The organism is Micromonospora sp. CNZ297 (assembly GCF_007827625.1).
Genome location: NZ_VISU01000019.1, coordinates 118,464 through 131,580, shown reverse-complemented (window position 1 = coordinate 131,580; position 13,117 = coordinate 118,464). Strand labels below are relative to the sequence as shown.

Below are 13,117 nucleotides of genomic sequence, written 5' to 3'. Positions count from 1 at the left end.
GGCAGTCTACGGTGGACGATCGTGTACTCTGACGCCTGATCCGCATCTGCGGTCCTAGCTGCGCAAACACGGTCAACGGAAGTGCGGCTGGAGTACTAGACCAGCGGCACTGTGCGGCACGGCCGCGATCGCTACTGAGCTGACCGCGTCCGCGGCCCGCGAATCAGGTGACCAGGCCGGTGCGGTACGCGTACACCACCGCCTGCACCCGGTCCCGCAGGTCCAGCTTCGTGAGGATCCGCGACACGTACGTCTTCACCGTCTCCTGGCTGATCACCAGCCGCGCCGCGATCTCGCTGTTCGACAGCCCGTCGGCGATCAGCCGCAGCACCTCCAGCTCACGCGGCGTCAGCCCGACATCCGCAGGCGTGCCCTCGGCCGGGCGGATCCGCGCGGCGTACCGGCCGACGAGCTGCCGCGTCACCTCGGGCGCCAGCAGCGCGGCGCCGGAGGCGACGGTGCGGATGCCGTGCAGCAGCTGCGCCGGTGGGGCGTCCTTGAGCAGGAACCCGCTCGCGCCGGCGCGCAGCGCCTCGTAGACGTACTCGTCGAGGTTGAACGTCGTCACCACCAGCACCTTGACCGGGTGGGCGACGCCCGCGCCGGCCAGCAGGCGGGTCGCCTCGATGCCGTCGAGCACCGGCATGCGGACGTCCATCACCACCACGTCGGGCCGCAGGCGGCCGGCGAGGTCGACCGCGGCGCGGCCGTCCCCGCACTCACCCACCGCCTCCATGTTCGGCTGCGCGCCGATGATGGTGGCGAATCCGGTACGGATCAGGGCCTGGTCGTCGCAGACGAGCACCCGGATCGGCGCGGTCACGACGCGCTCCCGGTGGGGATGCGCGCCCGGACGACGAAGCCGTCGCCCGCCCGGCGCCCGGCGTCGAACTCGCCGCCGAGCAGCGTGACACGCTCGCGCAGCCCGGCCAGGCCGCGTCCGCTTCCGCCCGGACCCGCGGCGCGTGTGCCGGGACCGTCCGTGCTGATCTCCACAGTGATCTCCCGGTCGCCATGGTGTACGTGGACGGCGGTGGGACGGCCGTGGGCGTACTTGAGCGCGTTCGTCAGCGCCTCCTGCACCACCCGGTACGCGGCCACCTCCGCGCCGCCGGTCACCTCCGCCGGGCTGCCCTCCTGCGTGAACTCCACCGGCTGCCCGGCCTGGCGGGTCTGCTCCACCAGGGCGTGCAGCTCGCCGACGGGCGGGGTGCGTGCCTCCGTACCGTGGTCGGGGTTGAGCACGTCGAGCAGCACCCGCAGGTCGCCGATGGCGCGGCGGCCGGTGTCGGTGACGGCGGTCAGGGCGGCGTCGAGGCGGTCGGGCGCGGCGGTCAGGTAGCGGGCCGCCTCGGCCTGCACCACCATCGCCGTCACGTGGTGGGTCACCACGTCGTGCAGTTCACCGGCGATGCGGGCGCGTTCGGCGGCGCGGGCGGTCTCGGCGACGTGGCGGCGGCGCTCGGCCTCGGCGGCGCGGCTCTGCCGCAGCCATGACCCGGTGCCCCAGGCGAGCGCCAGCAGCAGGTAGAACGTGGTGAAGCCGACCACGCCTTCGGTCGATCCCTGCCGGTCCAGGGCGACGGCCAGTCCGACGTACGCGAGGGAGCCGGCGAGCACCGTCGTACGGCGGCCCCGGTCCAGGTGGGCGCCCGCGCTCACCAGCGCGACGGCGAGCGCGGCGCCCGCGAAGGTGTGGTACGCGCGTACCTGGTCGAGCGCGAAGCCGAGGGACACCAGGGCGAGGGACAGCGCCGGCCGGCTGCGGCGCAGCGCCAGCGGAAGGCACTCCAGCGCGATCACCACCACGGTCAGCGCGTCGAACGGCCGGGCGGGCAGGTCGCCGAGCTGCGTTCCGATGCCACGCAGCGGTGGGGTCACTGATGCGAGCGCGATCACCAGCGCGAGCGGGAGATCCCGGACCGTGACGGGCCAGTGCCGCCACGAGTCCGGGAACATCCGTCGGGTGATCATCAGGAGACCGTAACGCTCTCCGCCGGGGCCTCGACCGCGCGGCGGCGGCGCCGCACGACGTGGCCTCGGCGGTGGGCCAGCCAGAGGAAGATCACAGTCAGCGCCGCCCCGGCCGCCACCGTGTAGAGGCTGCCCTCCGGCCCGAAGTCGCCGCCGCTGAGCAGCGTCGAACCCGACGTGGTGGCGTCCAGCAGCCCCGCCGACTCGCCGTTGCCGGAGACGACGACGCCGAAGACGCCGCCGGCGGCGAAGTTCCAGCCGAAGTGCAGGCCGATCGGCACCCACAGGTTGCGGGTCGCGGCGTAGCAGGCCGCCAGCATGAACCCGGCCTCGATCGCGATGGCGGTGGCGCCCCACAGGCTGGCGTCCGGGTTCAGCAGGTGCATCAGGCCGAACAGTACGCCGGTCAGCAGCAGCGAGAGCCACGTACCGAGCCGCTCCTCGGCCAGGCGGAACAGCAGGCCACGGAACATCAGCTCCTCGGTCACCGCCGCGGCGGCCATGAACCCGACCATGCCCACCGCGCCGGACACCGAGCCGAGGCCGTGTACGTGGTAGCCGCCCATGAGGGCGATGTTGACGATGACCGCCGCGAACATGGCGAACCCGATCAGCACCCCGCGGTTGAGCCGGGCGGCAGCGCCGTGCCGGGCCAGCTCCGTGACCTCGCGACCTTCGGTACGGCGCACCACCCACCCGTACACCAGAATCGCGGCCGCGGCGGTCGCGACGCCGAGGATCAGGCTGAGCCCGGCGTTGTCCTGTGCCGCGACGACCGCCCGGCTGCCGACGAGACCGACCGCGACGACGGCCAAGAACTGCTTCACCACACGCATGACGATTCCTTCGGAAGGTCCGCGGCCGGGGCGCCGCGGTTCACCTGGAACGCTATGGATTCGCAGGCAGGGAATCGTCACCGTGCGGTGGACACTTACGGGTAGCTCGCACGGGGGACGAGCGCGGCGTTGGGCGTGTCGGAGCGTGCCCTGAGCAGAACGGCTGGCCTCGGGACGGTCGCAGCGGGCAGGCTGCCGGCATGGCGACGGGCTTCGGCGGTGAGGTGGCGACCTACTACGCACGGCATCGGCGCGGCTATCCGCCCGAGGTGCTCGACGCCCTGGCGGCAGCCTTCCAGCTCGGTGCCGACGACACGGTGGTCGACCTCGGCTGCGGCACCGGTCAGTTGAGCATTCCGCTCGCCGACCGGGTGGGCGCGGTCATCGGCATGGATCCCGAGCCGGACATGCTGGCGATCGCCCGGCGAACCGCAGTGGACCGGGGGACCGCCAACGCCACCTGGGTGCTCGGCAGCGATGGTGACGTGCCCGCGCTGTCCCGGCTTCTGGGCGGGCGGACGGTCGGTGCGCTGACCGTCGCCGTCGCCATTCACTTCATGGACCGCGACGCCCTGTTCGCGGCGGCCCGGCCGTTGTTGCGCCCAGGAGGTGGCATCGCCGTCGTCACCAACGGCGAACCGCTGTGGATGCAGGACACCGAATGGTCGGCCGCACTGTGCGGCTGCCTGGAACGGATGCTCGGCCACCCGGTGACCGGAAGATGCCAGACCGACGAGGCCGGGCGTCGGCGCAACCGGGAGGCGCTCGTGGGTGCCGGTTATCGGTACGAGGAGACATCGGTGCGGTACGACGCGCCGCTCACCGTCGACGACATGGTCGGCGGCGTCTTCTCCGCCATGTCCGCCGAACACCTGCCGTCCTCGCGGCAGCGCGCTGCGTTCGCCACCGACGTGCGCGACGCCCTCGGCGGAGCGGACGTGGTGACCGAGCGGGTCATTGTCCGGTTGCAGCACGGGATCGCCGGCCCGGGCGTGGGTTCAGGCTGACCAGCGACAGCTACGTCACCAAGCGGTAGTTGGGGATGCCTTTGGTGCGTTCTTCGAGCGGTGCGGCAGTGGAGAGGGCCGTCACCCCGGCGGGAACCGGAGCCCGGGAGACGTGGATGCCCTCCAGACAGGTGTCGCACCAGAACGAGACGTAGCCGTACCCGGTGCCCGGGGGCCCGGTGAACACCATCCGCAGGGTCCGGTGACCGCAGTTCGGGCACCGGTGGTCGGACTCGGCGGGCAGGGCGCGGTAGACGACCTCGTACGCGTCGAGCCACTCGTCGAATGAAGCCACCAGCTAGTCCTCCGGTCTGACCGGGTGGTTTCCCCACCACTGGTCCTCGTGAGCATAGGCACGATCCTCGAACGCGATCGCCTCGTCACGGTTTCGGGGATACGGACGTCCTGCGCGGAGTTCCTCGACGTGGAACCGCTCATGCGCGAGCGTACGGGCGAGGTCCTCCTCGCTGTGGAAGGCGTTCCGGCAGAGCATGACCGACTGGTCAGCCCTGGTCACTCCGTGAATCCCCGACCTTCCCTTGTCGATCACGAACCGGATGTCGGAGACCTCGATGCCGTACTTCGCCGCGATCTGCTGCACCGACTCCATGGTCATCGGCATGCGGGGTCCGCGTCCCTTGCCGCGTACCCGGTTCAGGTCTCCCGCTTCGGGCTCGGCCGTTCGCAAGCGGCGCAGCGCGTCCCGGAGCTTTCCGATCAGGTCGCCGAGTCGGCGCATCTCCGGCATCAGCCGCCGCAGACTCGCCAGCAACCCCCGCAGCAACCGCCCGATCCGCGCCGCCCACGACGCCACGGTCGTCGTCACCTGCTCGATCACCAGCGGCGTCGCCAGCCCTGCCGTGGCGACCAGTTCGGCCGCGTACACGATCAGCCGGGACACGCAGGCGGCGATGGCGTCGCGGACCAGCAGCCGCACGGCCGCGACCAGGCCGGCGGCACCCTCGGTGATCGCTGCCATCACCTCGGCGCCCTGCGCCAGCCCGGTGACGGCCTGCTGCTGCTCGGCTGCCCAGCGGCGGTAGCCGGTGGCGGCGGCGCCGGTCCAGCCGGTGACCTCGGTGCGTACGGCGTGGGCCAGCTCGGCGGCGTCGTCGCGCAGCGACGCGGCGACGTTGCGCCAGGTCTGGGCGTGCGCGGTGATCTCGGCGGGGTCGCCGGCGAGCCAGTCGAGGGCCTCGCTGAGCGGCTTGACGTGCTCGATGAGCCAGGCGATGCCGTACTGGAGGAGGATCCCGGCGGGGTCGGACACGAGGGCGAGCGCGTCGAGGCCGGCGCTGACGACGCCCAGGCTGCTGTCGATCCAGCTGCCGGTGCGGACGCCCTGGGCGATGAGTTCGATGTCCTCGCAGATCCACACGCCGGCCCAGGGACTCGGTCCGGAGTCCGCCGCGGCGGCGACCAGCGGGTTCGTGGTCACCGCCGCTGCCGTACCCGGTCGAGCAGGTCGGCGGCGTGCGTGTCGGAGGCGCGGTAGCGCTCGGCACTGACGCGCACCTTCTCGGCGGTGTCACGGACGGAGGTGGCGGCGGTGCCGATGCCGTCGGTGAGCGTCCGTTGGAGGCCGTCGAGCAGGACCGGCATGATCGCGCAGAGCTGCCCGTACGCGTCGGCGCTCAGCCGGACGTGCTGGCCGGCCTGCCGGGCGGTGTCGATGCCGTCGGCGCAGCGGACGAGGTGGGCGGCGTGCGCGGTCAGGTCGTCCGGGTCGACCTGGAGACCGTCACCGGGCGGCATCCGGCGTGCCCGGGTCGGGGGCGAGCCGCCGCTGGTGGGATTCGATGATCGCCCGCGCGGCCGGGTCCTCCGCGCCGAGTGTCTCGGTGGTGGCCTCGGTGAGCCGTCGCAGCAGGTCGGTGCGGGCGTCCCCTGTGACGGCGAGAATCTGGCGGGCGGTGTGTGCGGCGGAGTGCTGCCGGACGCGCTCGTCGAGTCGCAGGCCGGTGAGCAGCCCGGACGCGTCGACGGTGACCTCGACCAGCCCGTCGGCGCTGCGGGCGGTGCCGGTCAGCGCCTGTGTGCGGGCGGAGAGGTCACGGGCGCGTGCCGCCCGGTCGGTCAGCGACGACTCCCACTCGTCGAGCCGTCGTGCCGCCGCGTCCAGCGCGGCCTCGTCCGCCCACATGACGACCCTCCCCAGAGGACAACGGTGCCCGACACGGTAGCAACCGGTAGCGCTTCGTGTGGGCCCCGTGACGGCACGGCGATGAGCGCGCTCCCCTGTGGAGGGACATCTCCGCGTGCCGGGCGTTGCTAGGGTCTGGTTGACCGTGACGGGGAGGCAACGGGATGACGCAGGACGCCGCGGCCGACGACTACGCGCTGCGCGTCTCCGGCTACCGCGAGGAGCTGGCGGCCCTGCGCGCCGGCGCGCACCCCGCCGGTGGCGTGACCACCGACGGCCACACCACCGGCGGGGTGACCGCCGAGGCGCACGGCCGGGCCGCCGACGGCCAGGTCGAGGTGACGGCGGAGGACGGGAGGCTGCGCGCCGTCGAGCTGGCGGCGCCGTTGATGCGGCTGTCCGAGGACGAGTTGGGCCGCCTGGTCGAGCAGGCGGTGAACGACGCGCTGACCGCGTCCCGCAGCAGCCTGGCGAGCAGCGAGCCGGCACCCGACCTGCCCGCGCTGGCCGGAAGCCTCGGGGCCGTCCTCGCCGAGAGCGAGTCGGCGATGCGCCGTCTCCACGGCGCGATCGCCGACGCTGTCGCCAAGGCCGGTCCGGCCACCGGGCTCGGCGGGGATCTCCCGGCGAACGGGCCGGCGGACCTCCTGCACCAGGTCATGGACGTGCTGGGCGCCGCGACCGGCGGCACGCCGCCCGAGGACGGCGGGGACGAGCGGTGGAGCGGGTCCGATGACGCCGGGACCGTGCGCGCGGAGGTCGACGGCACGGCCCGGCTGACCCGCCTGGAGGTCACCCGCCCGCCCCGCCGGCTCACCTCGGCGGAGCTCGGCGAGTCGGTGGTGCTCGCGGTCAACCGCGCGTTGGAGCAGATCCCCCCGGCGGCGGCGCCGCAGGGGATCGGCTCGGCCGCGCTCGACGCGCGGCTGCGCGACCTTCAGGAGGCGAGCGTCCGCCAGATGTCCGCGCTCACCGGCGCGCTGACCGGCGTGATGCAGACCATCCGGGAACCGGGACGATGACCGACGGAGAGGAGCGCTGATGGCTCGCGAGATCGAGATCGATCCCGAATCGATCATCGGGGCGGGTGACGACATCGTCGCCTCCGCGCAGCGTCTGCGCGCCGCGCTGTCCGCGTTCGACGCCGAGCTGGCGGCCTTCGGCACCCCGTGGGGCAACGACGACCTCGGCTCGCTCATCGGGATGGTGTACGAGACGATCCGCGACCTGGCGCTGGAGAGCTACGACGCGAACCTCGTCGAGATCGAGGACATCGGGAAGCTGAGCCGGGTGATGGGCCTCAACTACCAGGAGACCGAACGCATGATCACCGAGAGTCTCGGCCGCTTCCGTGAGGTGCTCGGCTGACATGGGAATGACCCTGCCCGGAGAGCTGGTGTCACTGCTCGGCATGCTCGGCTACACCTGGCCCGAGGCCGACGAGACGAAGCTGCTGGAGATGGGCCAGGCGTGGCTGGCCTTCCCGGACCGGCTCCGTGCTCCGGTGGCCGACGCCGACCGGTCGGCGCAGCAGATGTGGACCCAGAACCGCGACGACGCCATCGAACGTTTCCAGACGAGCTGGCAGGCCGCCGACTCGGCGAAGACCAACCTGGACGACGGGGCCTCCGCGGCGGCGCTCATCGGAACCGGGCTCATGGTGTGCGCCGGGATCGTCCTGGCGTTGAAGATCAACGTGATCGTGCAGCTGACGCTCCTGGCCATCCAGATCGCGCAGGCGGTCGCCACGGCGGTGGTCACCTTCGGTGCCTCACTGCTGGAGATCCCGATCTTCAAGCTCATCACCGGTGTCCTCATCGACCAGTTGCTGAACATGGCCACCGAAGCGGTGCTCGGTGGGTAAGCGGGGAAAGGCCGGTCTCTTCACGCCGGTCGAGAAGTGGCTCCGGGCCCGGATGCGGCACCGCCGCTACGCGCACATCTTCCGCGGTCACGTGAACACCAACGCCAATCCGCCCCGGGGTACCGGCTTCCACCACCGGTTCATGGGGGAGAACCCGCCGGGTGCCCGGGTCCGCGTCGACGCGGACGGCCGCGAGATGATCCTCGAACGGCACGCCGACGGCACGTACCGCGCCCGCGTCGACGTGCAGGACGACGGCGGGGTCTGGCGCCAGAAGCGCGGTTCGAGCACCTTCTTCCCGGACAACTGGACGCCGCAGCGGGTCGACGAGACGATCGAGGGCGCGTTCCGGTCCGGCGGCCCGCACCCGGACGACCCGAACAAATGGCAGGGGAGGGCCAACGGGCTGCTCGTCGAGGGCTTCTACAATCCCGGTGGCACGACGTGGTACTCGGCTTGGCCGGTGGGGGGACGCTAGCTGTGGGTGACATCCAGTTCGGGCGCAATCAGAACGACGCGCCCACCATGACCAGCGGTGACGCGCATTTCCGCCCGTTCGCCTCCCAGCTCGTCAGCGACATCCAGACCTACGCCCCGGACTGCCTCGAGCTGCTGCAGTGCATCGACGACGTGATGTCCGGGCGCTCGGACTACGAGGAGTACGAGGGCAACTCCGCGGTGGTGCGCTGCACGCCGACCGGCGTCAGCGTGGACAGCCTCGGACCGGTGCCGTCGGGGGCGTCGTACACGGTCGACGAGGCCCGCACGGTCATCCTCGCCTACTTCGACTTCCTCGCGCCCTCGCCGGAGGAGAAGAAGCGTCACCTCGCCACCTGGGAGCGGGAGCACGGCGGCCCTTTCCCCGGGCGGCACCTGCTGCGTCTGGCCGGCTGACGCCGCTCAGCGGGCCAGCCGGGCGATCGCCGCCACGGACCGGTCCACGTCGGCCTCCGTCGTGGTCGCGTTCGACACCGAGATCCGCATCAGCCGCCGTCCCCGCCACGTCGTCCCGCCCGCCCAGCACGTCCCGTCGGCCTGCACGGCGGCCACAACCCGGTCGGTGCGCGCGTCGTCGCCGAACCCGACCAGCACCTGGTTGAGCACGACGTCGTTCACCACCTCGAACCCGGCCGCGGTCAGCCCGTCGGCGAACCGCCGGGCCAGCGCACAACACCGCTCGACCAGCGCGGCGACGCCGTCGCGGCCCAGCTCCCGCAGGCCCGCCCAGACCGCGAACCCACGGGCGCGGCGCGAGGACTCCGCGGTCAGGTCCGCGCCCGCGGGCGCACCGCCGGAACCCACGAGGTACGCGGCCGCGTACGACATGGCCGCCGCGTGCACGTCGGGCCGGGCGCAGAACGCGAACGCCGTGTCGTACGGCAGGTTCAGCCACTTGTGGCCGTCGCAGGCCCACGAGTCGGCCGTCTCCAGCCCGTCCACCAGGTGCCGGGTGGCCGGACTGGCGGCCGCCCACAGCCCGAACGCGCCGTCCACGTGCGCCCACCCGCCGTGCCGGTGGACGAGGTCGCAGGCGCGGCGCAGGTCGTCGCACGCACCGGTGTTCACGTTGCCAGCCTGAAGGCACACGATGCTCGGGCCGGGACCGGCGTCGCGCAGCGCCGCCGCCAGCGCGTCCGGGTCGATCGCGCCCTGCGGGCCGGTGGACACCGGGTGCAGCGCGTCGGTGCCGAGGCCGAGCAGGCGCAGCGACCTGTCGATGGTGGCGTGCCGTTCGGCGCCCGCGAACACGCGGACCGCCGGCGCGCCGGGCAGGCCGCGTCGTTCCACGTCCCAGCCGGCGTCGGCGAGCACCTGGTGGCGGGCGGCGGCGAGCCCTGCGGTGTTGGCGGCCTGGCCGCCGGTGACGAAACCGGTCGACGCGGTCGCCGGGATGCCGAGCAACTCCTTGAGCCAGGTCCCGGCGGCCGTCTCGGCGGCCACCGCGGCGGGGGAGGTGACCGCGTTGAACGCGATCTGGTCCCATCCGGCGGCCAGCATGTCGGCGGCGGTCGCGGCCGGGGAGGCGCCGCCGACGACGAAGCCGAAGTAGCGCGGCCCGGCGGTGGCCACGAGTCCCGGTTCGGCGGCGGCCACCAGCTCCGCGAGGACCCGCTCGGGCGGCGTGGGCGCGTCCGGCAGCGGGCCGGCGAACGCCTCGTTCAGCACGGCCTGGTCCACGGGTACGCCGACCGGCCGCTCCGGCAGCGACAGCCGGTAGTCGGCCGCGTGGTCGGCGGCGCGCCGGAACAGGTGCCTCAGCTCGTCCATCGCCGCACCCTAGCCGAGGGCGCGTTCCATCCGAGCCGCCGTCATGAACGGTCCTGACCGCCGGTCATCCCGAGTGCGGCGTCGAGCCGGTCCAGGTGCACGGCGACCGGCCCGACGGTGAGCAGGCCACTGCCTGCCCCTGCCAGCTCGCCTGCCGCCAGGGCGAGCGCGGACCGGGCCCGCAGCATCGCGTCCCGGTCGCCCAGCGCTACGGCGGCCCGCGCGGTCAGGCACCACAGCGCCTCCATGAGCAGGTCACGCGGCGGCGCCGGGGTGCGCCGCAACGCCCTCGTGGCCTCGTCCCGGCGGCCGTCGGCGAGCAGGAGCAGCGGGCGGGCCCAGGGCGCGTATGGGCCCCAGTCCGTGTCCGCCGGGAAGACGGCCGGCAGGTCGTGCCACACCCGCAGGCAGAGCAGCGCCAGCGGCGCCAGCCCGCGTTCCACGCCGGGCATGCCGCAGCCGGCCAGTCCGGTCGCCCACGACCGGTACGCCGCCTCCGCGTCCGGGTACGCGGCTCCGGTGGCGGCTGTCCGCATGGCCCGGTAGCCGCCGGTGAACACGCCGACGAGCGGACTCTCGTGCCGGGCGGCGAGCCGGTCCGCCGCCTCGGCGTGCGCGTCGGCGGTGGTGAAGTCGGCGAGCGCGCTCCGCGCCTGCACCCGGATCAGATGTCCGAGGATCTCCACTGTGGCCAGGCCGTGCCGCGCCGCGAGCGCGACCAGTTCGGTGCCGATCCCGTCCCGCTCGGCGGCCAGCCCCGCGCGGTGGAACGTCTGCATGTACACGCCGTTGAGGGCCTGGGCCAGCAGCGCCGGGTCGGCCACCCGCCGGGCGATCGCCTCCGCCTCCCGCGCGGCCTCGGCGGGGCGCGGCGACGCCGTACCGCGGGACTCGATGGCGACGGTGGCCAGCAGCCGGGCGCGGGTCGCCTCCGGCGCGTCCGGGCCCAGCCCGGCGAGGGCCCGCTCCGCCGCCGCGACGACCCGGGCCGCCTGCGCCGGGTCGTCCGAGCGGGTCCAGATCGCGGGTACGTCGTACCCGCCGATGACCCGCGCGGTGAACTCCGGGTCGCCCAGCTGCTCGGCCGCGGTGATGGCCGCCTCGCGCTGGTCCCGGGCGGCCTCCAGTCCACCCGGCCCGGTCACCGCGAGGCTGCGCAGCAGCCCGACCGTGGACTCCAGCCGGGCCCGCGCGCCGGGGACCACACTGCGCTCGTACGCCGCCGCGGTCTCCGCCCAGACCCGCGCCGGGCCGGTCGGTTCGGGTTCGGCCTGGCGCAGCAGGTCGGTCTCCAGCCGCCGCAGCCGCGGTCCCGGGTCCAGGCCGAGCTGGTCGCGCAGCAGTTCCCGGGCGCGGCGCAGCACGGCGAGCGCGTCGGCCTGCCGCCCGGCCCGGTAGAGCGCCGACGCCAGCAGCGCCCACCCGTCCTCCCGCCACGGGTGCGCGGCGACGTGGGCGTCGAGATCGGGTACGGCGTCGGCGGCCCGGTCCAGCGCCAGCAGCGCCTCGGCCCGCCGCTCGACGGCTGTCAGCCGGATCTGGTCCAGCCGGGACCGCTCGGCGTGCGCCCACGGCTGGTCGAAGTCGGCGTACGCGGGTCCGCGCCACCAGCCCAGCGCCTCGTCGAGCCGGTCGAGCGCGGCCCGGGGCAGCGCGTCAGCCGCTGCGGTGACGGTGTCCTCGAACCGCCAGGCGTCGACGGTGTCCGGGTCGGCGCGCAGCGCGTACCCCGGTCCGTCGGTGACCAGCAGCCGGGCCGGCTCGCGTGGCGGACGGTGCGGTTCCAGGCGGCGGCGCAGCGCCGCGACGAACGTGCGGACCGCGCCCACCCCGCCGGGCGGCGGGTCGTCCCACAGGTCGTCGACGATCTGCCCGACCGGCACGGTCCGGCCCCGGGCGGCGACCAGCCGCGCCAGCACGGCCCGGTGCCGGGGCCCCTTCAGGTCGACCGGCGCACCCGCGTCGTCCCAGGCCGTGACCGGACCCAGCACACCGAAACCGACAGGCACCGACCCCTCCTCGACCCGGGTCACCGTATCGCGCTCATCGGTTGCTCATCCGGCGCCGCCACGCTGGACCGGTACGACGAGACGAAAGAGGGATCGAGATGAGCACCACCATCGCGGGATTCGACTACCAGCGCGTTCCGGTCGCCGAGGACGTGGCGCTGAACGTGGCGGTGGGGGGCTCCGGCAGCCCGGTCGTGCTGCTGCACGGCTTCCCGCAGACCCACCTGATGTGGCGGCACGTCGCCGCCGACCTGGCAGGCGAGCACACGGTGATCTGCCCGGACCTGCGCGGCTACGGCGCCAGCGACAAGCCGGCCGCGCACACCGAGGACACGTACAGCAAGCGGACCATGGCCGCCGACGTGGTCGCGGTGGCCCGCGCGCTCGGGCACGAGCGGTTCGCGCTCGCCGGGCACGACCGGGGCGCCCTGGTCGCGGTCCGGGCCGGCCTGGACCACCCGGACGCGGTCACCCACCTGGCGTCGCTTGATGTGCTGCCCACCCTCGACATGTGGGACGTGCTGCACGGCGCCTCCGCCTCGGTGGCGTTCCACCTCTACCTGATGGCCCAGCCGCCCGGCCTGCCCGAGACGATGATCGCGGCGAGCGCCGACGCGTTCTTCGGGCACTTCCTCGACGCCTGGGCCGGTGACCCGGCGGCCATGCCCGCCGACGTGCGCGCCGAGTACCTGCGCGCCTCCCGGGAGGCGGTCGACTCGATCGTCGCCGACTACCGGGCGTCGGCCGGGATCGACGTGGCGCACGACCGGGCGGACCGGGACGCCGGGCGCCGGCTGACCATGCCTACCACCGTCATCCAGCAGGACTGGGGCGCCGCGCTGGGCTACGACGCGGCGGCGGTGTGGCGGGCCTGGGCCCCGGACCTGGAGCACCGCACCACCACGGCCGGGCACTTCATGGCCGAGGAGGCACCGGGCGAGATCGCCGGGGCGCTGCGCGCGCTGGTCAAGCGGTAGGTACGGCGGTCCGGGCGCGCGTGGCGCCCGGACCGTCCG

16 protein-coding genes are annotated in these 13,117 nt (G+C 73.8%); 7 read left to right on the top strand and 9 right to left on the bottom strand.

The window, feature by feature from the left end; all coding sequences use genetic code 11:
- Nucleotides 1-163: 163 nt before the first annotated feature.
- The 3 genes from FB454_RS27035 to FB454_RS27025 are packed head-to-tail and all read right to left on the bottom strand — an operon-like array spanning nt 164 to nt 2,810.
- Nucleotides 164-823, bottom strand: coding sequence for a response regulator transcription factor (locus tag FB454_RS27035; RefSeq protein ID WP_145823764.1), 660 nt, complete (start codon nt 821-823; stop codon nt 164-166).
- Nucleotides 820-1,974, bottom strand: coding sequence for a histidine kinase (locus tag FB454_RS27030; RefSeq protein ID WP_145823763.1), 1,155 nt, complete (start codon nt 1,972-1,974; stop codon nt 820-822). The genes FB454_RS27035 and FB454_RS27030 overlap by 4 nt, the downstream gene beginning before the upstream one ends.
- On the bottom strand, nt 1,974-2,810 hold the full coding sequence (locus tag FB454_RS27025; protein WP_145823762.1) for a CPBP family intramembrane glutamic endopeptidase: 837 nt from the start codon (nt 2,808-2,810) through the stop codon (nt 1,974-1,976). Before FB454_RS27025 ends, FB454_RS27030 begins: the two co-directional genes overlap by 1 nt.
- Before the next feature lie 200 nt (nt 2,811-3,010).
- Here FB454_RS27025 and FB454_RS27020 point away from each other — a divergent pair, with 200 nt between their 5' ends.
- Entirely contained in the window at nt 3,011-3,817 is an 807-nt protein-coding gene (locus tag FB454_RS27020) for a class I SAM-dependent methyltransferase (protein ID WP_145823761.1), read from the top strand.
- A 10-nt stretch (nt 3,818-3,827) separates the two neighbouring features.
- Here the strand turns inward: FB454_RS27020 and FB454_RS27015 are convergent, their stop codons facing one another.
- The 4 genes from FB454_RS27015 to FB454_RS27000 are packed head-to-tail and all read right to left on the bottom strand — an operon-like array spanning nt 3,828 to nt 5,960.
- Nucleotides 3,828-4,112 carry a hypothetical protein gene (locus tag FB454_RS27015; protein ID WP_145823760.1) on the bottom strand — a complete coding sequence of 95 codons (285 nt, stop codon included), beginning with the start codon at nt 4,110-4,112 and terminating at the stop codon, nt 3,828-3,830.
- Between the two features lie 3 nt (nt 4,113-4,115).
- Nucleotides 4,116-5,255 carry a WXG100 family type VII secretion target gene (locus tag FB454_RS27010; protein ID WP_486485466.1) on the bottom strand — a complete coding sequence of 380 codons (1,140 nt, stop codon included), beginning with the start codon at nt 5,253-5,255 and terminating at the stop codon, nt 4,116-4,118.
- Nucleotides 5,252-5,572 carry a type VII secretion target gene (locus FB454_RS27005; protein WP_091327972.1) on the bottom strand — a complete coding sequence of 107 codons (321 nt, stop codon included), beginning with the start codon at nt 5,570-5,572 and terminating at the stop codon, nt 5,252-5,254. The genes FB454_RS27010 and FB454_RS27005 overlap by 4 nt, the downstream gene beginning before the upstream one ends.
- Nucleotides 5,559-5,960 carry a YbaB/EbfC family nucleoid-associated protein gene (locus tag FB454_RS27000; RefSeq protein ID WP_145823759.1) on the bottom strand — a complete coding sequence of 134 codons (402 nt, stop codon included), beginning with the start codon at nt 5,958-5,960 and terminating at the stop codon, nt 5,559-5,561. Before FB454_RS27000 ends, FB454_RS27005 begins: the two co-directional genes overlap by 14 nt.
- A 164-nt stretch (nt 5,961-6,124) precedes the next feature.
- On the opposite strand from FB454_RS27000, the gene FB454_RS26995 reads away from it, so the two are divergent.
- The 5 genes from FB454_RS26995 to FB454_RS26975 are packed head-to-tail and all read left to right on the top strand — an operon-like array spanning nt 6,125 to nt 8,718.
- On the top strand, nt 6,125-6,982 hold the full coding sequence (locus FB454_RS26995; RefSeq protein WP_145823758.1) for a hypothetical protein: 858 nt from the start codon (nt 6,125-6,127) through the stop codon (nt 6,980-6,982).
- Nucleotides 6,983-7,001: 19 nt separating this feature from the next.
- Nucleotides 7,002-7,328, top strand: coding sequence for a hypothetical protein (locus tag FB454_RS26990; RefSeq protein WP_120569993.1), 327 nt, complete (start codon nt 7,002-7,004; stop codon nt 7,326-7,328).
- A 1-nt stretch (nt 7,329) separates the two neighbouring features.
- Nucleotides 7,330-7,824, top strand: a complete 495-nt coding sequence (locus tag FB454_RS26985; protein WP_120569992.1) for a WXG100-like domain-containing protein — start codon at nt 7,330-7,332, stop codon at nt 7,822-7,824.
- The gene (locus FB454_RS26980; RefSeq protein ID WP_030502361.1) at nt 7,817-8,302 is read left to right on the top strand and encodes an EndoU domain-containing protein; all 486 of its coding nucleotides are present in this window, start codon (nt 7,817-7,819) and stop codon (nt 8,300-8,302) included. Before FB454_RS26985 ends, FB454_RS26980 begins: the two co-directional genes overlap by 8 nt.
- Nucleotides 8,303-8,304: 2 nt before the next feature.
- Nucleotides 8,305-8,718: a hypothetical protein gene (locus FB454_RS26975; RefSeq protein ID WP_145823757.1), complete on the top strand. Its 414-nt coding sequence runs from the start codon at nt 8,305-8,307 to the stop codon at nt 8,716-8,718.
- A gap of 6 nt (nt 8,719-8,724) precedes the next feature.
- Here the strand turns inward: FB454_RS26975 and FB454_RS26970 are convergent, their stop codons facing one another.
- Both FB454_RS26970 and FB454_RS26965 read right to left on the bottom strand, forming a co-directional pair.
- Entirely contained in the window at nt 8,725-10,092 is a 1,368-nt protein-coding gene (locus FB454_RS26970; protein ID WP_145823756.1) for a pyridoxal-dependent decarboxylase, read from the bottom strand.
- Nucleotides 10,093-10,133: 41 nt separating this feature from the next.
- The gene (locus tag FB454_RS26965; protein WP_145823755.1) at nt 10,134-12,101 is read right to left on the bottom strand and encodes a BTAD domain-containing putative transcriptional regulator; all 1,968 of its coding nucleotides are present in this window, start codon (nt 12,099-12,101) and stop codon (nt 10,134-10,136) included.
- A gap of 98 nt (nt 12,102-12,199) precedes the next feature.
- On the opposite strand from FB454_RS26965, the gene FB454_RS26960 reads away from it, so the two are divergent.
- Nucleotides 12,200-13,078, top strand: coding sequence for an alpha/beta fold hydrolase (locus FB454_RS26960; RefSeq protein ID WP_145823754.1), 879 nt, complete (start codon nt 12,200-12,202; stop codon nt 13,076-13,078).
- The last annotated feature ends 39 nt before the right edge of the window (nt 13,079-13,117 follow it).